Raw genomic sequence first — 24187 nt, 5'->3', positions numbered from 1 at the left:
TAATTCCCACTTTAATCTTTATTGTATTGAAGTATTTGTTTTTCTTCGTAACGCTCTACCGCTAAGTCGATTAATTGGTCAATTAACTCAGAGTAACTTACACCAGAGTTTTGCCATAACAATGGGTACATGCTAACTGGTGTAAATCCAGGCATTGTATTCACTTCATTAATAAATACTTCATTATTTTCCGTTACAAAGAAATCAGAACGAACTAATCCAGCACAGTCCAAAATCTTAAAGGCACGAATCGCCATATCCTTCATCGTTGAGTGAACTTCAGAAGTTATTTTTGCAGGTATAATCAATGAAGTAGAATTATCTTTATATTTTGATTCATAGTCGTAAAATTCAGTATTTGGTTTTATTTCACCTGGCACGGAAACTTTAGGATCATCATTCCCTAATACACCCATTTCTATTTCTCGTGCAACAATGCCTTGCTCAACAATTATTTTACGATCATATTTAAGGGCAACATTAATAGCATTTATAAGTTCTTCTTTGTTATTCGCTTTATTAATTCCTACACTCGAGCCTAAATTAGCAGGTTTTACGAACATCGGCCACGGAAGTTCATTCTCACATTTGTTAACGATTGCTGATTGGTTTTGTTCCCATTCTTTACGCAAAAAGTGAACATAGGATACTTGATTTAACCCTGCAATTTCGAAAAGCTGTTTCATCACAACTTTATCCATACCTGCTGCAGATGCTAACACACCATTGCCAACATACGGTAAATTTAATACCTCTAATAATCCCTGAACAGTTCCATCTTCACCATTTGTGCCATGTAATAACGGGAATATAACATCATATTCCATCTGTGTATTATTTTCGTCTAGAATGAATCTTAAAATATTGTTTGGTTGTGTTTCGGATGTATTTTTAAACTCTAATTCATCAATTGATGAAACTGGTGCACTTAATTGAGGTCCTTTACACCATTCCCCATCAAGGGTAATGTAAATCGGTTGAACATCGTATTTTTCAAAGTCAATCGCCTTTAATACTGCAAATGCAGTTGATAACGAAACTTCGTGTTCTGCTGATTTCCCACCATATAACAAACCAATTCTTTTTTTCATAAAATTAACCTCCAGTACCTGAGTATTTCTAGTTTATCACGAATTCGAATAACTAATGAATGATAACATATGAAAGATAAAAAACTTCCTGTCTTGGTTATTGGATTTTTTTCCATTGACAGAAAGTTTAAGAGATTTGTATCAACTCATCATAGTCTTGATTTAAAATCACATCTAAATCATCCCATACTTCATCAGGGAAATCGTTATCAGCTAATGTTCGGATTTCAATGCCAAACCTGTTAGGCTTATCTAATTTACATAATGATACTAGAGCACCGTCTTTTGCATAAGGACGGTATGCTTTTAGTAATTCAGGTTCAAGCACCGGAATTGAATCCATCGCTTTTTTTCTCCAAAATCCGCCATTTCCTATTCTTTCTTTGATAATACCATTCATAATATTAGAAACTAGAATCTCTGCTTCATCTAAATTTTCGAAATAGATTTTCTTAGTTTTTTCTCTCGCTGAAGAATAGTACAGAAACCGATTTTGTAGCTTTGACGAAAAAGGAGTACCAATTGGTTCCTTTTTATGACTAAAATAAAGTAGCTTTGCTTGCTCCATTGGAGAAAGTTGATCTAAGTTTTTTTCATCAACAAAATCTACCCAACATAAATCATCCGAAGTATCAGCATACTTTCTTATGAAGTTTGATAAATCTTCATTTATCACATAATCCAATTGCGTATGCATATTAAATAATCCATCTTCATAACTGTGTTTAAGAAGTAGGAGGTTAGGTATTGGATCTACTGCGGTAAAGAATTGTTTAAACGTTAAACCACTAAAAATAACGAACTGATCAACCTCATTCATATGTACATATAAATGATGAATAAACTCCTCAGATGCCTTTTTCTTTTTCGGCATGACCATTCACACTCCAATTGTTAGCTACAGAATTTATTATATGATTTATCGTTTAATTTTGAAACATTTTCATAGTCTTTTCGTTATAACTTTATACGTATCCATAAAGACGCATTTTAATGCTATAATATGTTACAGTTAACAAAGCATTTTATGAAGATGCAATGTTAAATAATCCTAATTTGATAGGTGAAATACATGGAAAATAATCGAAATTTCACGAAAAGGCTAGATTGGCCTCTCGTTTTTATATTATTCGCCTTTTTAATCGTTAGCCTTCTTGCGATTTCCTCGGCTCAAACAACAGGGCAATATGGTACAAATTTTGTTATTAAACAGCTTCAATGGTACGTGATAGGAGCAGGTATTGTAGCCTTTGTCTTATACTTCGAACCTGACCAATACAAAAAAATGTCATGGTATTTATACGGCTTTGGCATTTTAATGTTAGTGGTACTTATTTTCATGCCCGAGGAGAAAGGGCAAATAGGGGAACCTATTAACGGGGCAAAAAGTTGGTATCAGTTGCCGTTTGGTAGTATACAGCCTGCTGAGTTTATGAAAACCTTTTTTGTATTAGCTGCAGCGGATTTGATTAGCAAACATCACGAAAAATATGTTATAAAGTCGATAAAAACAGACCTTATCTTACTACTCAAAATTGGCATCGCGTTAGTGATCCCACTAGCATTTATCGCCACTCAACCTGACCTAGGATCTTCCTTAGTGTTTATAGCTATTACAGCAGCCCTAGTTATAGTCGCTGGTATATCTTGGAGAATCTTGATTCCTATTTTTGCTGGTATCAGTGTGATTGGTGGATCATTATTATGGATGGCCATTTACATGCAGGATTTCCTAGAGGAGACCTTCGGATTCAAACCATATCAATTTGCCCGAATTTATTCATGGTTAGATCCTTATTCTTATCCAGCTGACGATGGCTATCATTTAATCACTTCATTAAACGCCATTGGATCTGGAGAAATTTTCGGTAAAGGATATATGAATCGCGAAGTATACGTAGCAGAAAACCATACAGATTTCATATTTGCAGTTATCGGGGAAGAATGGGGATTTGTCGGTGCAAGTCTTGTTATATGTTTGTTCTTCCTGTTAATTTATCATTTAACGAAAACAACTTTACTCCTTAAAGATCCTTTCTGTACATATGTATGTGCTGGGATTATAGCTATGATTACGTTCCATGTGTTTGAGAATATTGGCATGACTATTCAGCTTCTTCCAATTACAGGGATTCCACTTCCGTTTATTAGTTATGGGGGGAGTTCTCTAATGGGAAATGCGTTGGCTATTGGACTTGTGTTTAGTATGAAGTTTCATTATAGAACGTATATGTTCTCAAGCTTTGATGAAGAAGAATAAAAAAAATCCCGACTGGTTGCTCAGCCGGGATTTTTAAATATTCGAGTTAATTTTTTTAAAACTATACTTGCGGAGTTTGTGTTGGTGGTGTTAATACTTTCAAAATTTCTAGACGTGACTTGGTTACAGATGCAGTAACACCTAATTTTGATAATTTTTTCACAATGTTTTTTAAGTCTGCTTCTTTTTTCATACTTCCACCTAACCTTTCCTCGTTATTTATAACGTTTTCATAGTTAAAAAAGTTTCAAGTGTAAGTCGAGAGGTCTGACATGTTACTCTTGAAATATCATAACATTTTTTACCTTAAAAGTATTTTTCATTTATGTTACAACTTTAAAAAAGTCAAACATTTTGCTTTTAATGATATTAAAAATATTAAAAGTTCCCATCTATCAATGAGATAATTATATCCAATCTAACTACCTTCCAAACAATCAAAATACAATTTTAAACTCTCAAAATAACAACACGTTCATATTTGTTAGCTCGTATTAGTTAACGGTAAAATGGTCATAATTAATTGCATAAGAAAGCAGGTTTTTTTATGAAAAAAACATTCCTACTACTCATGTCAATTCAATTCCTTGTTTACCTAGGATTTGGAATCATTATCCCCGTATTACCTGAAGTCATCGTTCAATATGGATGGGATGAAATTCATGTTGGAGGTTTACTAACTATTTATGCAATAGCTAGCTTTTTTACTGCTCCTTTTTGGGGGCATCTTTCTGATAAATTCGGAAGAAAACAGCTTATTTTATTAGGATTAATTGGTTTTTCAATGAGTTTTATCATGTTTAGTATTTTTATTGACCAATTGTTTATTTTATATTTGTCACGGATTATTGGTGGCTTGTTCTCTGGAGCACTTTATACAGCAGTAACCGGCTATATAAGCGATATCTCTACAAATGAAAACCGTAATAAGTATATGGGCTTCATGGGTATGTCCATTGGATTAGGATTTATCTTTGGACCTGCAATAGGCGGCTTACTTGGTCATATAAATTTACAGCTACCTTTCGTCGTATCCTCCATATTAATAGCTTTACTATTTATATATGGATTGATTTTAATAAAAGAACCTTCTCGTAGAGGCGATGCGAATAAAAGAGCCATTATCCCTATTGGTGCATCCAAAATGTTTGAATATCGTGTTCGCTATTTATTTTTATTTTCTTTTTTTGTAACGTTTATCCTGGCTGGGGTTGAAGCAACATTTCAGCTTTTTCAAATTGAAAAAATTGCTATTACACCCCTTCAATTAGGCTGGTTATTCATGTTTAGTGGGTTTTTTGATGCAGCGATTCAGGGTGGTTTAGTAAGACGAATTAAGGATGGTTCCGAAACAAAGTGGTTAATCTGGGCACAAATCATCACAGCAATCGGGCTTTTTTCGATCGTGTTTACGACTAATTTATTTTTAGCAGGTCTATCACTATGCATTTTTACCGCTGGAAATGCCTTAGCAAGAACTTGTGTTGTATCTTTAACAACAAAAGAATCTGGAGGAAGGTACGCAACAGGGGCTGGTTTATCTTATTCAATGGACAACTTAGGTAGAATCATTGGCCCATTATTTTTCACTTCTCTTTTTAAAATTGATATTTCCTATGGTTACATCTTATCTATTGTTCTTGCCTTACTTTCAATAATCCTCATTTTCCTATTTACTCGTTCTTCTAATTCTCTAAGATTTGAACATGAATAGTCAAAGGGCCACTTATATTTTTATACGTGTTTTTTGTATATGTTTAACAAATGGAAATATGTGGAAAATAAAGAGATAAGAACACTTATTATTGTTATTTTATTTTAGCGGAGGATAATGTTTAATGAACATGTCGAAACATTTAGATTTACCTATACAGCTCGAAAGAATCAGATCACAGCTAGAACCTTCTTTGCTTGATTCCGTAAGGATAAACCCATCATTAAGTGTATCATCCTTACACGATAGTAAATTTTCTGGCTTACCTTATCTACCACTAAATCATGCATATCCAAAAGATATGGAAGGTAACGGAATGTATTTTCTAGCACAAATTAACTTTGCTCAATTACGTCTTGATCCACCTTTTCCGAATAGTGGAATTCTACAGTTTTTTATCTCGCCGATTTTATTTCATAATAAAATAGATGTCGATGAACATATTTTCCAGCATTATTTCAAAGTTCGTTATTTTTCAAAAATCTTGTCGGAAGGAATGTTGGTTCAAAGTTTTCCTTTAATGAACATATTTTCAACTGATTTTCCTATTTTAAGTGAAATGAAGTTATCCTTTACTCATAAACTAGAACCAGTATCGGCAATGGATTATCGAATAGAAAAGTTCCTCACTAAGCCCCTAAGCGATTTTTCTTTTGAGCTTGAAGACGGTCGATCGCTTGAAGATGTTTACATTCAAGATTTTTTAGGGGCAGAACATAAGGTCGGGGGATACCCATATTTTCTTCAAATTGATACTCGTAAAAATTCACCTTTTTTAAGAAGATTTGATACACTATTATTACAGATTGTTTCAAATGATGAACAGAATATAATGTGGGGAGACAGTGGTGTTATCAAGTTCTTTATCAATCAACAAAAATTGATAAATCTTGACTTCTCCGAAATTTACTTTGTTACTGAACAATATGTTTAGTATTATTGTATAGTGACTACTTGATTTTCCGCCTTTCTAGAATTTAATAAAAGTTATAAAAACTTAATATTGATAAAGTAGGTGCAATCTTATGAGTATCCTCTTTAATCCTTATGTATTTCTTCCAATTTTATTTATTTTAAACCTTGTATTTGCGATTACCGTGATTTTCCTGGAAAGGAAGGATGCTTCTTCTGCTTGGGCCTGGATACTCGTCCTTTTCTTCTTACCTTTCCTCGGATTCGTTTTATATTTATTGCTGGGAAGGCAATTACGAAAAAAACATTTATTCCGATGGGATGGCCAAAAAGATATTGGGATTGATAATCTAATAAGCTACCAAATACAAGCTATCGAAGAAGATAAACTCGAACTACATCAAGAATATGTGGAAGATTATAAAAGTCTTATACATATGAATTTAAAAACTAGTAACTCTGTCTTAACACAGGATAATCATGTACAAATATTTAATGATGGAACAGAAAAATTCGAAGCCTTAATTGAAGATATAATGGCAGCAAAGGACCATATCCATATCCAATATTATATTTTTAAACTTGATAATTTAGGACAACGTATTCTCGATGCTCTAAAAAAGAAAGCCAATCAAGGTGTAAAGGTAAGAATTTTGTATGACGAAATGGGCTCACGCGGTATTAAAAAATGGCGTTTTAAAGACTTAATAGAGCTAGGTGGAGAGGTTGAAGTGTTCTTCCCATCCATCCTTCCACTTTTTAATCCTCGTTTGAATTTCCGAAACCATCGTAAAATTGTTATTATCGATGGCCGTATTGGCTATATAGGTGGCTTTAATGTTGGGGATGAGTATTTGGGATTAAATAAAAAGTTCGGATATTGGCGGGACACCCATTTACGTCTAGAAGGAAGTTCAGTTCACCCGTTACAAACAAGATTTCTACTAGACTGGAACCAAGCGAGCAATAACAGTATCGATTACTCTGAAAAATATTTCCCTGCAATTCCTAAAAAAGGGGATGTTGCGATTCAAATTGTATCAAGTGGTCCAGATAATGATTGGCCATCAATAAAAAATGGCTATTTAAAATTATTAATGAGTGCAAAGCGTTATATTTATATTCAAACTCCATATTTTATACCTGATAGTAGTTTCTTAAATGCAATTGAAATAGCTGCCTTATCTGGTATCGATGTTCGCATTATGATCCCGAACAAACCTGATCATATGTTTGTTTATTGGGCAACGTATTCCTATATAGGAGAACTACTTAAAGCAGGCGCAAGAGTTTATATTTATGAAAAAGGATTTATACATGCTAAAACGATTGTGATTGATGATGAGGCATCAACTGTTGGTACAGCAAACATTGATGTTCGAAGCTTTAGTCTAAATTTTGAAGTAAATGCGTTTATTTTTAATCGAACTATTTCACATGAGTTAGCGGAAGTTTTTGAAAAAGATATATTTGATTGTACTGAGTTGACGTTAGAGCAATATAATAATCGATCAAATATGATTAAAATTAAAGAATCCGTTTCTCGACTTTTAACACCGATATTATAACCAGTTTAAATATTTAAGTGTTACAAATCATAAAAGGACTGTTTAAATTTTATTTTAAACAGTCCTTTTATATTATTGAATTCCTAAATATTCTTCTAATGTTACACCAGAATTTTTAACATCAGTTGCTAATGGAACACCTAGATAGCGGAAATGCCATGATTCATACATGTATCCCGTTATTTCTTCTTTTCCTTTAGGATAACGAAGAATAAATCCGTAATTATGCGCATTGTTAACTAACCATTTTCCTGCTGTCGACTCTCCAAATTCACTTGTTAACCATAAATCTTCTTTCCCAACTTCACCAATATCGAACGCTAAACCTGTTTGATGTTCTGAGTAACCAGGACGGGCACTATAACGATCTGCATTGTCTTTACCGTCACGGTCTACATATCTTTTATAAAGAGATTGTTGGTATTCAAAAGAACGAAATGTACTAAAAGCAGTTAATTCAATTCCTTCCTTACGTGCTGCCTGAGCCATTTCCTCAAAAGCAGCTCGAGCTTCAACATTTTCCCCTGGATTGTAATTTTGGGGTAAAGGATACTTTTTGTTTGCAATTAATACGCCATCTACATAAGTTGGCTCAGTTGGTAACATTTGTCCAACAATATAACCATTCTCTTTAGTTACCTTATCATCTTTTTCTTCTGCGGCTGGAGGAGTTTCATTTTGTGTTTCTTCTTCATTCGTCTTTTCCTCTTCATCAGGTGTACTTTCTAATCCCTCTTCTTTATCGGCTTCCGAATTTTCAATCGACTCTTCCTGTTCTGTACTTTCTTCAGGCTCGTTAGATTCTATATGTTTCTGATTCTGTTGTTCGACAGGATTATTCTGTGTAGAATTGTTCGAAAAGAAGACGATAAAACCAATTGCTACAGCTAAGGCTATAACTGTTATTACTGAAATTAGTATGTATTTTGTCTTATTTGATGCTTGAGATTTTTTCATATAGACTTTCTCACTTTCTATTTCTGTACTGTTTTATTTTAGCACTGTTTTACTTTTTTGACTGTACTATTTTTTAAAGAAAAGTATTTTATAAATAAGAAAATCGAGGAGTCGGGCTCCTCGATTTTCCTTATTTTTTATCTACTATTTCAGGATGGTCAGAATAAAATTTTCTACCAATGTATGTTTGAATAATTAATATTAAACCACTCACCGACCAGTATAGCGGAAGAGCTGCCATTGAAGAAAGTGAAATGATAACAATCATGATTGGCGAAATATATACCATCATTTTCATTTGAGCTTTTTGCGCTTCAGGCACTGTCCATAATGATACTTGTGCTTGTAGGAAGTATACGATACCAGCAATCGCTGTCATTAAAATATCAGATTCCCCTAAATTAAACCATAAAAACTCGTGAGATTTCACATCTTCCGAATGGGAAATTGCAAAGTACAGTCCCATAATAATTGGCATTTGAATAATAATCGGTAAGCAACCCATATTTAACGGATTAATACCATTATCACGATAAAGAGCAATCATTTCTTGCTGAACAGCCATTTGCTCTTCTTTCGTTGTCGCCTTTTTCATTCGGTCTTGAAGTTCGTCCATTTTTGGCTTTACGATATCCATTTTAGATTTCATTAAAGCTTGTTTACGGTAATTTTTTAACATGGGCGGCATCAAAATTAAACGAATAGCAACCGTTATTGCGATAATTGCTAACCCATAACTACCCCCAAATAGTCCTCCAAGATAATCAATAAGGAAATCCATCGGTTTTACAAATATGTTATAAAAAAATCCTTCTTGATTTTCTACAGACTGACATCCAGTTAATATGAACAACAGGACGCCTAGCATAGAAAATAGCAATATTTTTTTCATTTTTCCACCTACTATATGTTTTTACTATGTTGAAGTATACAGTACTTAAGCTAGGATTATCAAATAGCAGGCGCTTCAATGAAAGATACTAAAATATCCATTTCCTGCAGTAGCCACGTTCCGTATTCTTAAACATTTTCATGTTCCAAATCATTAATTTCAAATCGATAAAACTCATGATGTAATTCATCTCTAAAATGTTTCGGTGTAACACCAGTATATTTTTTGAATATGCGAGTAAAGTAACTTTGATTACAGAAATGAAATTGTTCAGAAATCGAAGTAATGCTTTTATTTGTATGTCTTAAGTAATACTGCGACTCTTCTACTCGTCTAACATTTAAATATTCTACCAGTGTAATTCCAACATGTTCTCTAAAAATACGTGACAAATGACTTGTGCTTATATGAAATTTATTCGCTATACTTTCAACTGTTAAATCATTTTCTAGTTCATCATTTATGTACATGATTACTTTATTCACAGTTTGGTGTTTGAAAGTTGGTTGTTTGCGATCTGCAATAAAATCTACATAAAACTCAATTAACTCGTCTGCAAATTGTAGAAATTCAGCATCTTTCATTTTGTTTTCTATCATATCTGAGCAAGCTAGATTAAATGCAAACGCCTTTTTTGAAGGGACTTGATTATCTAATAATTTTCTAGCAACAATTGATGACAGTATGACAAAATAACCACGGACAATTTTAATCACTTGTTTTCCAAATCGAATCGATAGGATATCAATGATTTCATGCAAAGATTTCTTTGCCTTCGCCGCCTCTAAGTGAAAGATTTCAAACAACAGCTTTGATTCAATATTGAAAAAGTCCTCAATCCCACTATATTGATTAATACCATCAATTTCTTGAAAGTATCTTTTAGAAATGGTTTCTGATATTGAATGTTGATGCTGCATAAATTACCCCATCTTTCTTCAGAATGCAATTTGCATAAATTATTTGAAAAATCACATTTTATTTTTTTACAATAAGAATTATATGCTTTATATGAATATTGTATCATCCTATACATAAATTGATATTTTTATCTTAAATTTTGGTTATGATATGCAAAAACTTAATGTTTTTATTCGTATAAATATGTATAAAGTAATTATTTTATAACTACAGTGAATATTACCATAATTTGCGATTTTTTTTCAACTCAATTTTAAAGATTGGTATAGAATGAGATATACTTTGCATACTCCATTGTATACGATTAATATTTGTTTTACAGTATAATATTATATTTTACGCATTTGTAAAATTATTACATCGATGTTATCTTTAAATACTCATTTTATCAATAGTTTTTTTTGAATTGTTCAAAAAATCCTAAATTATTCCTCAATCTTCTCTATTTCAATTAGTTTAATATGTAGTAAAATTAATATATACTATACATACTAAGCTAATGAAGAGGTGTTACTATTGGATCCAAAGCAAATTGAAGAAATCATGAATATTATAAAAGATTTCTTCCCAGAGGATACATCAATTGCAATTTCTGATACCAATGAGTATCTATACTATCAGCCAAGTAAAAAGGTTGATTTAAAAATTAAACCTGGAGATCCTATTAAAGAAGGTTCTGCTGCACATAAAGCTCTTACATATGGACAAAAAATCAGTTCATACATTGAACCTGATGTATTTGGAGTACCATACTACGGAATGAGTATTCCTCTTGTTGAAGAAGGTGAAACGAAAGGAGCAATCATAGCTATTTCTCCTCAAAAGCCATCTCCATTTTTAACAAACTATATTACGATAAAAATTGATGACTGTTGGTATCCTATTAAACACAATCAAGTAATATACCTTGAAACACAATTAAGAAAAACGTTTGTGAAAACGATGAATCGCGAAGGCTACCATAGACTTAACTTAAGTGACCTAGAACTTTTCTTAGCTCCTGATTCTTTTATTAGATGTCATCGTTCTTACATTGTAAACATTGATTTTATAGAAGAAATCCAACCAGACTCTCATTCCACTTTCTTGTTAGTGATGAAAGACGGAACTAGAATTCCTGTCAGCCAAAGATATGCAAGTTACTTCCGTAGATCATTAGGCTTTTAATTTAAAATTGTTTTTCTACCCAAATCGACCATTGTACTATATAATAATGGTCGTTTTTTTATTTTTTTGTTTTTTATTTGATAAAGAACAGAGATGGTTTTCTTATTTTTCTTCGTTTTTACGTATTTTTTCTCGTTCATACGCAAATTAAGCACTTTCATAAATTTGTTGAAGATTTTGTGACATTTTGGTGCTAATATTAGTGTATAAGAATTATATTAAGTAGTAACTTGATATAATGTAGAGACTATTTTTTTATATTTAAGGGGAGGATTTTTAATGGATCCAAGAGTCGAAAAACGTCTAGGTTTAAAACAATTAGTCGATAAAGTTGTATCTGCAGAAGAAGCTGCCGCACTTATTAGCAATGGCGCTGTAGTTGGTATGAGTGGATTCACTCGTGCTGGAGATGCAAAAGTTGTTCCTATGGCATTAGTTGAACGCGCTAAAAATGAAGAGTTTAAAATTGATGTTTATACTGGTGCTTCACTTGGCCCTGAAGTGGACAAGTATCTAGCTGAAGCTGGTGCAATTCGCAAACGCGGACCTTTCATCGCAGACCCAATGATTCGTAACCAAATTAACTCTGGCGATGTTTTATATGTAGACGCTCATCTTTCTCACAATGCTGAATTAGTACGCCAAGGAATTATCGGACCAATCCAATATTTAATTATTGAAGCTGCTGCAATTACTGAAGATGGTTTAATTATCCCAACAACATCAGTTGGTAACTCACCGATCTTCGCTCAATATGCAGAAAATATTATTGTTGAATTAAATATCGCACATCCTGAAAGCTTAATTGGTCTTCATGATATTTATGTACCAGAAGCACAAGGACAACGTGGACCAATTCCATTAACTGATGCAACACAACGCATTGGAGAAATCGGAATTAAAGTTGATCCAGCTAAAATTAAAGCGATCGTTGTTTCTGAAGAGCCAGATGCTCCTTCATTAATCGTTCCTCCAGACGAAGAAACTCAGGACATGGCAAACATCTTACTAGATTTCTTCCGTTCTGAAATTAAAGCTGGACGCTTAACGAACAAATTAATGCCTTTACAATCAGGTGTTGGTTCTGTTGCAAACGCTGTACTTGATGGATTTGCAGATTCTGAATTTGAAGATTTGATCGTAGCCTCAGAAGTTCTTCAAGACGCAGTATTTAACTTAATTGATGCTGGTAAAGTAAGCTATGCTTCTGCTACATCTATTACTATATCAGAAGAATTACAGAAAAAAGTATACGGAAACCTTGAGAAGTATGCTGACAAATTAGTATTACGTCCACAAGAAATTTCGAATCATCCAGAAGTAATCCGTCGTCTCGGGTTAATTTCTATCAACACTGCTCTTGAGCTAGATATTTATGGAAACGTAAACTCAACGCATGTTAGTGGTACAAAAATGATGAACGGTATCGGTGGATCTGGGGACTTTGCTCGTAACGCTCGTCTTGGTATCTTCGTAACGAAATCATATGCTAAAGGTGGCGCTATTTCGTCAATCGTACCTATGGTATCTCACGTAGATCATACAGAGCACGATGTAGACGTAATCGTAACTGAACAAGGTATTGCTGACTTACGCGGACTTGCTCCAAAAGAACGTGCTGCATTAATTATCGAAAACTGTGCACACCCTGATTATAAAGAGCAATTACGTGATTACTATAACCGCGCAGTTGAAGCAACTGGTAATGCGCAAACTCCTCATATTTTAGAGGAAGCTTTATCATGGCATGTAAACCTTGCTAAAAACAAAACAATGAAAAAAGAAGTTGCTAAAGCTTAACTCTGTTACATTTTTTTCTTAATAGCAAGCAGAAATAAAACCTCGACAACTAATTAAGTTATCGAGGTTTTTATTATTGCTTTTGTTGACTTTCATTATAATAGGCAAGTGCTGTTTGTCCTCCACCTTCACCTATAAAATTATTCCCTCTAATGTTTGTATCGCTTACACTTGCTGCTGTTTCCGCTAATTCTTTGAGTGTATCACCTGTACCAGTTGCACCTGATTTCTGAAGATTCAATTTAGCTCCTGCCTTATCTTTAATCGAATTAATCATATTCATTGTTTTTACGCGGTTGTCTTTTTTACTTAAGAAGGATGCTACACCTGCGACAAAAGCTGCTAAAACTACACCTTTACCTTTCAATTTTGCCAATTTAATCCCTCCAAACGATCTGATACTTTACTTTTTCCCTTTTATAAAAAAATATACTTGTTCAATTTCGACAATTGCACGATAAACTATGTAAAAATACCTCGAACGATTTTTCCAATCTATCTTTCCATTTTGGTAATATATTTCCATTGCCTTTAATAATATATAAGTATCAAATTTTTTATATGGAGAGGGCTGAACTTCATGAGAGATCGAGAAATATTTTATGATTGGAAAGAAGTATCCTCATTTTTGGTTGGAGCATTATTACTAACAGTTCTAATTTATTTTTTTATTCAAATTTAAATTGGATATTCATCTAATAATTACGCTAAAATTCATACTACTTTATAAATCAATATTTCAATATAATCCCATACTATTTAAAAAGGTGTAGATAATGAATTTATCCATTATCTACACCTTTTTTATGCTTTTATATCATCATATTCATTACTTTTATCAAATGCCGCCACTACATAAGAACATACAGCTTCCATCTTATAACCGTTCTCTCTTGCGTAGCTTGCAGCTTGATCTAATAATTTTTTGGCTACCCCTTGGCCTCTTAAAACATCAGATACATACGTATGGTTCATGACCATGACGTTCTCTTTTTGAACCCACTCAATCTCAGCTAACTTTTCTCCATCTTTTTTGTACTCAAAAGCAAAATGCTGTGGACTTAATTCATTCAAAGTAAATTCCATTTTACTTCTCCCCCTTTGCCTAAAATATACCATACTAAAAACAGGAGTTTAATTAATTTGCATCAACTATTACTGGAGCTCTGTCCAGCCATCCTTTTGTTGTATTTTTCCAGCCTTCATTAATGATCCAAGTGCACGTTTGAAGGCGCCTTTACTCATTTTAAACATTTCTAATATTTCTTCTGGCGTGGATTTGTCACTAAAAGGCATTTTTCCACCCACACTATTTAAATACTCTAATATCTGTTCTGCATCTGAACTAAGTCTTTCGTGTTTTCTAGGTAGCATTGAACCATTTAATGATCCATCTTCCTTCACATCGATCACTCGAATCGTCACTTCTTGACCTAATCTTGGTTCGGATTCCATTTCCGAATTATGCACAAAAATACGATAAGGATTATCTATTCCAAGTAGGAAAGAACCTACTGGTAATAAACGATAGGGTCTAGCTTTTATATTTTTATTATGCAAATCCCCTACTGCACCTTCGTACAGTTCATTAACTTTCTCTTCTGTAATTAAACGTCCAAATAAATCACCATTACGATCGATTCGCAACGTTGTATAAAGCTCATCGCCTACTTCTGGCCACAGATTATTTAAAGGTGGCAAGTCCTCTGATTTGATTAAAACCTCACGTGTCGAGCCTATATCTACATATGCACCTTCTTTAGATACCTTTATCACACGTGCCCAACCATACTCGCCTTGCGTTATCTTCGGTAGGGCAGTTGTTGCTTGTAGGTTTCCTCGACGATCTGCAAATAGAAATACCTTAATACGATCTCCTCTTTGAAGAGGTTGTTGGACTTCCGAACGATTTAATGGAATTTCTAATTCGCCATTTGTTAACATAAAACGTGAATCCTGTTCTTCTAATACAGTAAGTTCGACAACTTCACCTGATTTTAGTTCTAACATGTGTTATTTCCTTCTCCTCTTAAACAAGTTATTGAGCTTTCATCTCTTCAAGCTTTTTTACTAACTCAGCATCTTCTTCTAATAGTTGTACTAGATCAGCAATTCTGTCTATAGAATTCCAGCTCAAATGATGTTCAATACCTTCAACATCCGCATATATAAGTTCTTCATCCACACCAATTAAACGAAGAAATTGTTCGAGTAGTTCATGCCTCTTTACTAGTCGTTTACCTAGTCTTTCCCCTTTTGATGTAAGTGTTAACCCTCTATATTTTTCGTATACTAAATAGCCATCTTTATCTAACTTTTGGACCATTTTTGTAACTGAGGAAGGTAAAACTGATAATGCTTCTGCTATGTCAGACACCCGCGCATATCCTTTATTTTCTATTAGTAAATAAATTTGTTCGATATGGTCCTCCATACTAGGTGTTGGCATAAACGACCCCTCACTTTCAAAATCTTACTTTTAAGTTTACTACAACCTTACGTAAAAAGGTAATATTTCACGACATATCCATTATTGATATTCGCTAATAATCTGTTGTTCACTCATATTAAAAATTTTAATAACAACATACAAAGGGTGCCCAGAAATTATTATTTTCTGAACACCCCCCATATATCACTTTATATTAATTAAACCATCTTAGGTTAGGAATGATTCTGACTTTTTCCAACTGCATAAATGGCTCTTATGATTTCCTTATTTAACAAGCTAATGTATATCGGATTATTCAGCTTATTATACACTTCTTCTCTTGCTTCAGCCGTTGACACATAGTTTGATGGTAATCTATTCAGCGTGTAAGCTGCTATTTCCATCTCACATTTTTCGCAATGACAAAATGTTTGATATTCTGGACCGAATAATAAAAATCTAACAAGACCATGAACTATTTCTTCGGTTACATTGACTAAAATTGGCTCTGTCATAATTGAAAAATCGCTCCATAAATAATATTTCTAGTGAATTAATCATAAAACGAATAATCAATTATTACAATGGAAAATCGAAATAAATAATGCATCAATTAGTAAACATTTGATTTCACTGTGATTTCAATATTAATTCATAGGTTTTAATTAAGTTCCCATCAATATTCGTTTGATGGTATCGACCATAAACCCAATCTGCACTTTGATCATCATACCATTTCGATTTAACATGACCACTCTGACCAGGAGCAACCAATTGGAAGGAGTGAGATAAATCATTTAAATCAACAACGAATCTCCATGACGCACCATGGTTCACATTCCCTTGCCCATCATTACCTGCAGCTTGTACAGTAATTCTAGAGCCACCAACTGATTGTTTACTTGGATTGATATATTGTGCAAGAAAATCGGATGCAGCAGATAAGGGATGATCAAATGTTAGCTTATTATAGCTACCCCATGTCCATTTTGAAGCTTTTGTTCCATATTTTGATTTTATATCCGTTATTGTTATTTCAAATGAATCAAATATAACTTGATCGATTCCACCAGCTTCTGTAACCCACACACCTGGATTTCCTGCATACGCATCTCTTAATAGTTGATCAGTCACTTGATATTTTGCTGGCATCAACTCATAGATATCTTCTGGCAGTTTACCATCGTATAATGTTTTCTGCACATTATCCATCAGTAGATTAAATACTAATGGTGCTGCCTCATCCTTATTATCAAACATTTCCCATTCTTCAAGAAGTGTAATGATTTCTTCATACTTACCTTCTGTATCCATTTTCTTTAATGTTTCAAGAATATGAGGTAAAAATTCTTCTGCATAAAAATTTTTTTTATCTGATTGAATTGCTTTCATGTCATTTGAAGTTAACTTTGTTTCTGACCCATCAACAGATTCTATCAATTCAACGATTCTTTCATAACGATATGGTGGCGCCCAATAGTTTGCAATATGGTATGGATATTCTTCTCCTATTACTTCGTTATTAGCAGTAACAATATAACCTTCCTCAGGATTAATGACAGAAGGTAATTCATCAAATGGAATATATCCTTCCCATCCATATTCAGATGAATCTCCAGGTACAGGTAATTCCCCTTCCCCAGACTTACGAATCGGTATATTTCCTACTGCCTTATATGCAATAGTTCCGTCGGTTGATGCAAATACAAAGTTTTGCGCTGGTGCTTTAAAGTCCTCTAAAGCTTCTTCAAACTCATCCCAGTTTGTAGCTTTGTTAAAACCTAAGATTGCACGAAATTCATGGGTTGGCTCTAACGCTGTCCATTGCATAGAGAAAACAGCATCTGGTGTTTCTTCTCCAAACATATAATCCGATATAACCGGGCCATGTCTTGTTACAACAACTTCAAAATCAATTGTTTCTCCATTTTTAACTTTAATCGGTTCATTTCGAACTTCTGCATCTTCCCATTTTCCGTCATACTTGAATTGAGTTGGATTTTCTGGGTTTGGGATTTCAATATATAAATCTTGAACATCTGGACCGACATTCGTAACTCCCCAAGCAATAGATTCGTTATGACCTAAAATAATACCTGGAACGCCTGCAAAAATTACTCCACTAACATTTTGTTCAGGTGACTGTAAATGCATTTCATACCAGATAGAGGGAGTGCCTAGACTAAGATGAGGGTCATTTGCTAGTAAAGGCTTCCCTGTTTCAGTTTTTTCACCAGATATAACCCAGTTGTTACTACCATTAAATTCATTTGGTAATAACTCTGTATTAAATTCTCCAGCTACTTTTACAGAATTATTTAAATTTGCTTCAATAATGGATGGTGCACCTTCAGGATATTTTACTAACAGTTCCTTCGCTTCTTCTTCAGTTAGGTTTTGCATAGCCCAATGATTAAATGCCTGCAATTTCCAAGTCCCACCTAAATCATAGGCCATGTATTTCCCAATGGTTAGCGAATCTATTGGTGTCCATTCTTCTGGTTTATATCCAAGTAGTGCAAACTCATAAGTTAATTTCCCTTCATTGATATAAGCATTTACACCTTCTGCAAACCATTCTAGAATTTGTTTCGTTTCATCATCATATGTTTCCCAAGACTTTTCAGCTGCATTTCTTAAGCTAAATGTACGGAATAACTTATCAGACTCAATTGCTGTTTCTCCAACGACTTCTGCAAGTGTTCCACTAGCTTGTCTTCTTGCTAAATCCATTTGAAATAGTCTGTCTTGGGCTTGTACATATCCTTGCGCGCGATATAAATCGGCTTCTGTCTTAGCAGATATATGTGGAACACCATGACCATCACGTGTCACAGTTACATCCTCATCCAATATTTCTACAACGACGTCGCCTTCAATTTTAGGTAATGAGCTTGCAACATAAAAATGTATCCCAACTACAATTAGACCACCTAATATAATTAATATACCAACTGCCCAAATTATCCAATCTATAATTCTTTTCGGTTTTTTCTTCTTTATAGCTTCCGTTGACATTCTTTTGACCACCTCTCGTAGGCAATAACATTTTAAATATCGTTTTTTACGATTCGAATTAAACGTATTTCATTTAATTATTATTTAATTTCCTATTATTTAAATCTAATTTTAAAAGAATTGGACAATGATCGCTACCGTAAATATTCGAATGTATATCCACTTCCTCAATTTGGTCTTTTAATTGCTCAGAGACAATATAATAATCAATTCTCCATCCAATATTTCGCTCTCTTACTTTATTCATATAGGACCACCACGTATATGAATCTGTTTTAGTTGGATTTAAATAACGAAATGAATCGACAAATCCCGATGATAATAATCGGCTCATTTTTTCTCTTTCTTCTACTGTAAAACCTGAGTTCCCCATATTCGCTTTAGCATTTTTCAAATCTATTTCTTCATGTGCAACATTTAAATCACCACAATAGACGACTGGTTTCTGTTGATTTAAGCTGATTAAATAATTCGCTAATTTCTCTTCCCAATTTAATCGATAGGGCAATCTCGCTAAATCTCTTTGAGAGTTAGGTGTATACACATTTACCAAATAAAAGTCATTATATTCTAATGTAATGATACGTCCTTCCTGCTCCTCTTCCTCATCCCCCACGCCATATTTTACATGATTTGGTTGATGTTTTGTGAAAATAGCTGTTCCTGAATACCCTTTTTTTTGAGCATAATTCCAAAACTGATGATATCCATCAAGTTCAAGCTGTACTTGTCCATCCTGACACTTTGTTTCTTGTATACAGAAAAAATCCGCATCAACTTCATTAAAGTAATCTAGAAAACCTTTCGTTAAACAAGCTCTAATACCATTTACATTCCACGAAATAAACTTCATTTTAAACTCCTTATGTAATCAATTTTCCTATATGTATTTAAAGCGCCCTCGCTTACACGAAAGGCGCTTTTTAACATACTAGTCTTCACCAACAATTTTAACTTCTAGCTCTAATTCAACACCAAATTTTTCTTTTACTTCCTTTTGAACCATTTTAATCGTATTTATATAATCTGTTGCTGTTGCATTCCCTTTATTAATAATGAATCCCGCATGCTTTAGAGAGACTTCGGCATCACCGACTCCCTTGCCCTGTAATCCACTGTCTTGAATGAGCTTTCCGGCGAAATAGCCAGGGGGACGTTTAAATACACTACCGGCTGATGGGTATTCTAAAGGTTGTTTTGATTCTCGTTTATATGTTAAATCTGCAATTTTTGCATCAATTTCTTCCTTATTTCCCTTTTTAAGCTCAAAAATTGAAGAAAGAACAAAATAACCTTCTTGAGTTATGATGCTGTGTCGATAGCGTAAATCGAGCTCTTCTTTTGATAGTACGATTATTTTTCCTTCTTTTGTTAACACAGTTGATGATACGATGATATCTTTGATTTCCCCGCCATAAGCTCCTGCATTCATCGCCATTGCTCCACCAACGGAGCCTGGAATCCCACAAGCAAATTCGAAGCCCGTTAAGCTTTCATTCGCTGCTATCTTTGAAACATCTTTTATTAAAGCTCCGCTTTGAGCATATATTTGGTTTCCATCCACTCGAATTTCATTTAATTTTGAAAATGTGATGACAATCCCTCTTACACCACCATCTCGAACAACCATATTTGAACCATTTCCAAGCATTAATAGCGGTATATGATGATCATAGGCATATTTTACAATAGCACTGGCTTCTTCTTCTGTTTCAGGCATTACAAACACATCTGCTGCCCCGCCAAGTTTTGTCATCGTATATTTCTTTAATAACTCATTTGTCTTAATATTTTTTGGATTCATTAATTGAGCCAAATCATTAGCCCACTTTTGTATAGTCATATTGAAAATCCTTTCTACTAAACGTACATACTTAGTATGGGAAATTGAAAGCTTTTTGGCAAGTGGCTATACACTTTAATTTATCCATATTTTTGACCATTTTTCTACTTCTCGAATTGCTCCTTCAAGTGCTTTCCCCTTATCCGTTAAGGAATATTCCACCCTAATAGGTACTTCTGAATATACTTTTCGCTCAACAATATTTTCTTTTTCTAATTCTTTTAAGCGTTCTGACAACAGCCGGCCACTAATTGGTAAAGAGGATTCAATTTCGTTAAATCTTTGAGGACCTTCCAATAATTGATACAATATTAAAGTAGTCCAACGCTTTCCTAACAAGTCCATAGCTTTTGAAAAACGTGGACATATACATACCTCTTTCATGATATAACACCTCTAGATTTAATTTTAGAAAGTAGACTCACTCTTATCGTCCTGTTTTTTAGTGTACCATTTAAAATTTAGCTACGAAAAGTAACTTAATTCTTGGATATTTACTATTATTGTATATTTTTCCTTGTTAAGATATTATTAGGTAACAAGAGAATTCGATTGGAGGTGTCAAATTCATGGATTATGCAATCGATTTTCCTCATTCAGCAATTTCATTTACGGTAAAACATATGGGTATTGCAAATGTTAATGGTGTTTTTGGTTCTTACTCAGCCATCATTAAAACAAAGTCTATTGAAAGCTTAGAAGATGTATTTATATCTTTTGATATCGATGTTCCAAGTTTATCGACAAGTGATCAAAGCCGAGATAAACATTTAATTTCTGCAGACTTTTTTGATGCAGATCGTTTTCCAAAAATAAAATTCAACTCATCAAAAATTGAAAGATTAACAGACTCTACATTTAACCTTATTGGAGATTTGACAATAAAAGATATTACAAAACCTACAACTTTTTTTGTTGAATGTACTGGGCAAGTTAAGAATCCTTGGGGGCAGGATACTTATGGTTTTACTGCTAACTCTTCAATAAATCGATATGATTTTAATTTACGCTATAATAAAATTTTAGAATCTGGTAGTTTTTTAATCGGTGAAAATGTAGACGTTTACATCGATTTGGAAATTTACCCTCTATAGGGTTTATCTACAATTTATGAGAAATGTCATGAAAATATTCATTTCGACATTTAAATTCCTACATAATAACACCTTGTATCTGTACAATGCATTAAATAAAATAAATCCCCCAACGAAATTTTGAAGTGACCCCTTAAAGTTAGACCATCTAACAATTGGGGAGCAGTTCATTTTCATGGGGGATTTTTTAGTTAAAAATCACAATGATCGTCTGTACAAATAGCACCGTTATCATTACCAACCATTTTTAACTTCGGCTTTAAACCGGCCTCACTAGCTACTTTTTCAATCGTTTTTTCAAATACTGGTTGAGGTTGAGCACCTGAAATACCGTATTTATTATCAAATACAAAAAATGGTACCCCTCTTACACCTAGTGTTTGTGCTTCTATAATATCTTGTTCTACATCTTTAGCGTACTGCTCACCTTCTAATATGTCGGTTGCTTCCTTCGTATCTAAACCAAGCTCTTCAACTAGCTTTAGTAACACATCTCGTTTACCAATTGCCTGACCCTCTGAAAAATAGGCCTGTAATAGACGTTCGCTCATTTCAGAACCTTTTCCCTTTGTATCTGCCCACTTAGCTAATCTATGTGCAGCTACTGTATTCGCTGTTTTCATAATATCAAAATCGTATTCGAGACCTACCTCTTTCGCACGGTTCGCAACGTTTTTCGTCATATTTTTAGCTTCATCTACGGATACTCCAAATTTTTTTGCTAACGAAGAATATACGGACTCATCCGCATCTATTGGTGTTGTAGGATCTAATAGAAAGCTTTTATATTCAACTTCAATTTGACCTTCATAACCTGTATCTTTTAATGCTTTTTCTAATTGACGTTTTCCAATATAACAAAAAGGACAAACGTAATCTGACCAAACTTCTACTTTCATAGGGTCACTTCTCCTTTTTTTCTTATTCTACGGAATTCACTTACTATAGTTCAATAAAAGTGCTCATCTAAATATATTTATGCTACCAAAATAGTTTTAAATAGATGATACTTTGGCATTTAATTTAATTTTTCTTTCTCTTTAAAAGTGAGTTCTTATACACAACATTGAATAATGTACTCAACATTTTCCAATACTTCTAAAAAGAATATATATTGGAGGCAATTTATGCAAAACTCTCTTTGGCTAAGTGGAATTGAACCATTATCTTTAAATAAACTATCTACTTCTCTCAATTGCGATGTTTGTATTGTGGGTGGAGGATTAACGGGTGTCTATACTGCCTATTTACTTGCAAAAAAAGGTGTTAATGTGGTGCTTCTTGAAGCAAACTCTTCTGTAGCAATTGCTACAACAGGTCACTCAACTGGTAAGTTAACACCTCAGCATGATGCAATCTTTGCAAAATTATTAAAATCATTTTCTGAAGAAGAAGCAAGAACCTACTTTGATGCTAACCAAAAAGCCATTGATTCCGCATTACAAAGTGTAAATAGTGATATATTCCAAAAAGTAGATTCCTATTTATATTCAACTACTGATCAAGGAAAACAGAAACTTCAGGATGAGCTAGAAGCATATAAATTACTCAATATCCCAGGGCTTGAAACATTGGAAACGGAGCTTCCTTTTGATATTAACACTGCAATCAAAATCGAAAATACATCTCAAATTCATCCTACAAATTTCACACTACATTTTGCGAAACTCGCATTAAAAGAAGGCGCAAATCTTTATTCAAATACCAGAGTCACAAAGGTAGTGCCAGACAATAATACTATTTATACAGAAGATGAGCTTGAAGTATCATTTAATCATCTTGTACTTGCAACACATTATCCGATTGAAGCCATTAAAGGTTTGCAAATTGCTAAACTTTCGATTGAACGTTCTTACTTAACTGCAACTAAAAATACGGAACTATTGAAAGGACAATATTTATCTGTTGATAGTCCTTCCCGAACAATCCGAACTGCCCTTATTAACAATCAGCCTTATTTTATTTATGGAGGTAGTTCTCATAAGGCTGGTACTGTTGAAGATACACAATTATATTATGACACGTTAGAAAATGAGGTCATGTCAAAATTTGATTTACCTAAACCTGAATTTCATTGGAGTGCTCAAGATCCGGATACCGCTGACTCGATACCTTATGTTGGGCCAATTACTGCAAATGAATCGAACATCTATATTGCAACAGGCTATCGCAAGTGGGGATTATCGAATTCCCTTGTTGCTGGTGAAATCATTTCAAGTGCTATTACAAAGGTAAAACACCCAGCGGAAGAGATTTATCATCCATCCCGAAATCAATTTGGTATTACTATGTTACGCATGTTCAATTTAATCGGATTTATGACTTCTAATTTAGCCGAGGGGTATTTAACTAGAATTGATGCACCTAAATGCACTCATTTAGGCTGTAAAACACGATGGAATGAAGGGGATGAAACATGGGATTGTCCATGTCACGGATCAAGATTCGATAAAAATGGAAATGTTATTGAGGGACCTGCAGTATATCCATTAGATTTGAAATGAAAAAGGTGTCGCCCT

24 protein-coding genes are annotated in these 24187 nt (G+C 33.7%); 8 read left to right on the top strand and 16 right to left on the bottom strand.

Annotated elements, in window-relative coordinates:
- Window positions 1-11: 11 nt before the first annotated feature.
- Both CD30_RS04285 and CD30_RS04280 read right to left on the bottom strand, forming a co-directional pair.
- The gene (locus CD30_RS04285; RefSeq protein WP_036172846.1) at window positions 12-1091 is read right to left on the bottom strand and encodes a D-alanine--D-alanine ligase; all 1080 of its coding nucleotides are present in this window, start codon (window positions 1089-1091) and stop codon (window positions 12-14) included.
- Window positions 1092-1218: 127 nt separating this feature from the next.
- Window positions 1219-1965, bottom strand: coding sequence for a hypothetical protein (locus tag CD30_RS04280; RefSeq protein WP_036172843.1), 747 nt, complete (start codon window positions 1963-1965; stop codon window positions 1219-1221).
- 198 nt (window positions 1966-2163) lie between these two features.
- Between CD30_RS04280 and CD30_RS04275 the strand changes: the two genes are divergently transcribed.
- Window positions 2164-3351 carry an FtsW/RodA/SpoVE family cell cycle protein gene (locus CD30_RS04275; protein WP_036172841.1) on the top strand — a complete coding sequence of 396 codons (1188 nt, stop codon included), beginning with the start codon at window positions 2164-2166 and terminating at the stop codon, window positions 3349-3351.
- 61 nt (window positions 3352-3412) lie between these two features.
- On the opposite strand, the gene CD30_RS20615 is transcribed toward CD30_RS04275, so the two are convergent.
- A complete protein-coding gene (locus CD30_RS20615; protein ID WP_268871079.1) occupies window positions 3413-3544 on the bottom strand; it encodes an Lmo0850 family protein in 132 nt (43 codons plus the stop codon).
- Window positions 3545-3898: 354 nt separating this feature from the next.
- On the opposite strand from CD30_RS20615, the gene CD30_RS04270 reads away from it, so the two are divergent.
- From CD30_RS04270 to cls, 3 genes are all read left to right on the top strand, one after another.
- A complete protein-coding gene (locus CD30_RS04270) occupies window positions 3899-5065 on the top strand; it encodes an MFS transporter (RefSeq protein WP_036172838.1) in 1167 nt (388 codons plus the stop codon).
- A 124-nt stretch (window positions 5066-5189) separates the two neighbouring features.
- Window positions 5190-5999, top strand: a complete 810-nt coding sequence (locus CD30_RS04265) for a YwqG family protein (RefSeq protein ID WP_036172836.1) — start codon at window positions 5190-5192, stop codon at window positions 5997-5999.
- Window positions 6000-6090: 91 nt separating this feature from the next.
- Complete coding sequence (gene cls / locus CD30_RS04260) at window positions 6091-7545, top strand: cardiolipin synthase (RefSeq protein ID WP_036172833.1); 1455 nt, start codon at window positions 6091-6093, stop codon at window positions 7543-7545.
- Between the two features lie 72 nt (window positions 7546-7617).
- Here the strand turns inward: cls and CD30_RS04255 are convergent, their stop codons facing one another.
- The 3 genes from CD30_RS04255 to CD30_RS04245 all read right to left on the bottom strand — a co-directional run bounded on the left by CD30_RS04255 (window position 7618) and on the right by CD30_RS04245 (window position 10314).
- Window positions 7618-8502, bottom strand: coding sequence for a M15 family metallopeptidase (locus CD30_RS04255; protein WP_036172831.1), 885 nt, complete (start codon window positions 8500-8502; stop codon window positions 7618-7620).
- Between the two features lie 130 nt (window positions 8503-8632).
- On the bottom strand, window positions 8633-9394 hold the full coding sequence (gene yidC / locus CD30_RS04250) for a membrane protein insertase YidC (RefSeq protein ID WP_036172827.1): 762 nt from the start codon (window positions 9392-9394) through the stop codon (window positions 8633-8635).
- A 128-nt stretch (window positions 9395-9522) separates the two neighbouring features.
- Window positions 9523-10314, bottom strand: coding sequence for a helix-turn-helix transcriptional regulator (locus tag CD30_RS04245; protein ID WP_036172824.1), 792 nt, complete (start codon window positions 10312-10314; stop codon window positions 9523-9525).
- Between the two features lie 517 nt (window positions 10315-10831).
- Here CD30_RS04245 and CD30_RS04240 point away from each other — a divergent pair.
- Window positions 10832-11482, top strand: a complete 651-nt coding sequence (locus CD30_RS04240) for a LytTR family DNA-binding domain-containing protein (RefSeq protein WP_036172820.1) — start codon at window positions 10832-10834, stop codon at window positions 11480-11482.
- Between the two features lie 279 nt (window positions 11483-11761).
- Complete coding sequence (locus CD30_RS04235; RefSeq protein WP_036172817.1) at window positions 11762-13282, top strand: succinate CoA transferase; 1521 nt, start codon at window positions 11762-11764, stop codon at window positions 13280-13282.
- A 73-nt stretch (window positions 13283-13355) separates the two neighbouring features.
- On the opposite strand, the gene CD30_RS04230 is transcribed toward CD30_RS04235, so the two are convergent.
- From CD30_RS04230 to CD30_RS04190, 9 genes are all read right to left on the bottom strand, one after another.
- Window positions 13356-13658: a hypothetical protein gene (locus CD30_RS04230; RefSeq protein ID WP_036172814.1), complete on the bottom strand. Its 303-nt coding sequence runs from the start codon at window positions 13656-13658 to the stop codon at window positions 13356-13358.
- A 428-nt stretch (window positions 13659-14086) separates the two neighbouring features.
- The gene (locus CD30_RS04225; protein WP_036172812.1) at window positions 14087-14368 is read right to left on the bottom strand and encodes a GNAT family N-acetyltransferase; all 282 of its coding nucleotides are present in this window, start codon (window positions 14366-14368) and stop codon (window positions 14087-14089) included.
- Window positions 14369-14437: 69 nt separating this feature from the next.
- Entirely contained in the window at window positions 14438-15292 is an 855-nt protein-coding gene (locus CD30_RS04220; protein ID WP_036172809.1) for a CvfB family protein, read from the bottom strand.
- A 28-nt stretch (window positions 15293-15320) separates the two neighbouring features.
- Window positions 15321-15731: a transcriptional regulator MntR gene (gene mntR, locus CD30_RS04215; protein ID WP_036172805.1), complete on the bottom strand. Its 411-nt coding sequence runs from the start codon at window positions 15729-15731 to the stop codon at window positions 15321-15323.
- Window positions 15732-15946: 215 nt separating this feature from the next.
- Entirely contained in the window at window positions 15947-16228 is a 282-nt protein-coding gene (locus CD30_RS04210; RefSeq protein WP_036172802.1) for a late competence development ComFB family protein, read from the bottom strand.
- 115 nt (window positions 16229-16343) lie between these two features.
- The gene (locus CD30_RS04205) at window positions 16344-18731 is read right to left on the bottom strand and encodes a penicillin acylase family protein (protein ID WP_036172798.1); all 2388 of its coding nucleotides are present in this window, start codon (window positions 18729-18731) and stop codon (window positions 16344-16346) included.
- A 73-nt stretch (window positions 18732-18804) separates the two neighbouring features.
- Window positions 18805-19584 carry an exodeoxyribonuclease III gene (locus tag CD30_RS04200; RefSeq protein WP_036172795.1) on the bottom strand — a complete coding sequence of 260 codons (780 nt, stop codon included), beginning with the start codon at window positions 19582-19584 and terminating at the stop codon, window positions 18805-18807.
- 78 nt (window positions 19585-19662) lie between these two features.
- The gene (murB, locus tag CD30_RS04195; RefSeq protein WP_036172790.1) at window positions 19663-20574 is read right to left on the bottom strand and encodes a UDP-N-acetylmuramate dehydrogenase; all 912 of its coding nucleotides are present in this window, start codon (window positions 20572-20574) and stop codon (window positions 19663-19665) included.
- A 75-nt stretch (window positions 20575-20649) separates the two neighbouring features.
- Window positions 20650-20958, bottom strand: a complete 309-nt coding sequence (locus tag CD30_RS04190) for a winged helix-turn-helix transcriptional regulator (protein WP_036172787.1) — start codon at window positions 20956-20958, stop codon at window positions 20650-20652.
- A gap of 185 nt (window positions 20959-21143) precedes the next feature.
- Between CD30_RS04190 and CD30_RS04185 the strand changes: the two genes are divergently transcribed.
- On the top strand, window positions 21144-21668 hold the full coding sequence (locus CD30_RS04185; RefSeq protein ID WP_036172783.1) for a YceI family protein: 525 nt from the start codon (window positions 21144-21146) through the stop codon (window positions 21666-21668).
- A gap of 191 nt (window positions 21669-21859) precedes the next feature.
- On the opposite strand, the gene CD30_RS04180 is transcribed toward CD30_RS04185, so the two are convergent.
- Window positions 21860-22567 carry a DsbA family oxidoreductase gene (locus tag CD30_RS04180; RefSeq protein WP_036172779.1) on the bottom strand — a complete coding sequence of 236 codons (708 nt, stop codon included), beginning with the start codon at window positions 22565-22567 and terminating at the stop codon, window positions 21860-21862.
- Between the two features lie 228 nt (window positions 22568-22795).
- On the opposite strand from CD30_RS04180, the gene CD30_RS04175 reads away from it, so the two are divergent.
- On the top strand, window positions 22796-24172 hold the full coding sequence (locus CD30_RS04175; protein WP_036172776.1) for an FAD-dependent oxidoreductase: 1377 nt from the start codon (window positions 22796-22798) through the stop codon (window positions 24170-24172).
- The last annotated feature ends 15 nt before the right edge of the window (window positions 24173-24187 follow it).

This window comes from Ureibacillus massiliensis 4400831 = CIP 108448 = CCUG 49529 (assembly GCF_000772965.1).
Classification (GTDB): Bacteria; Bacillota; Bacilli; order Bacillales_A; family Planococcaceae; genus Ureibacillus; species Ureibacillus massiliensis.
Note: the sequence above shows the minus strand (reverse complement) of the source record. Positions and strands in the feature narration are given on the sequence as shown.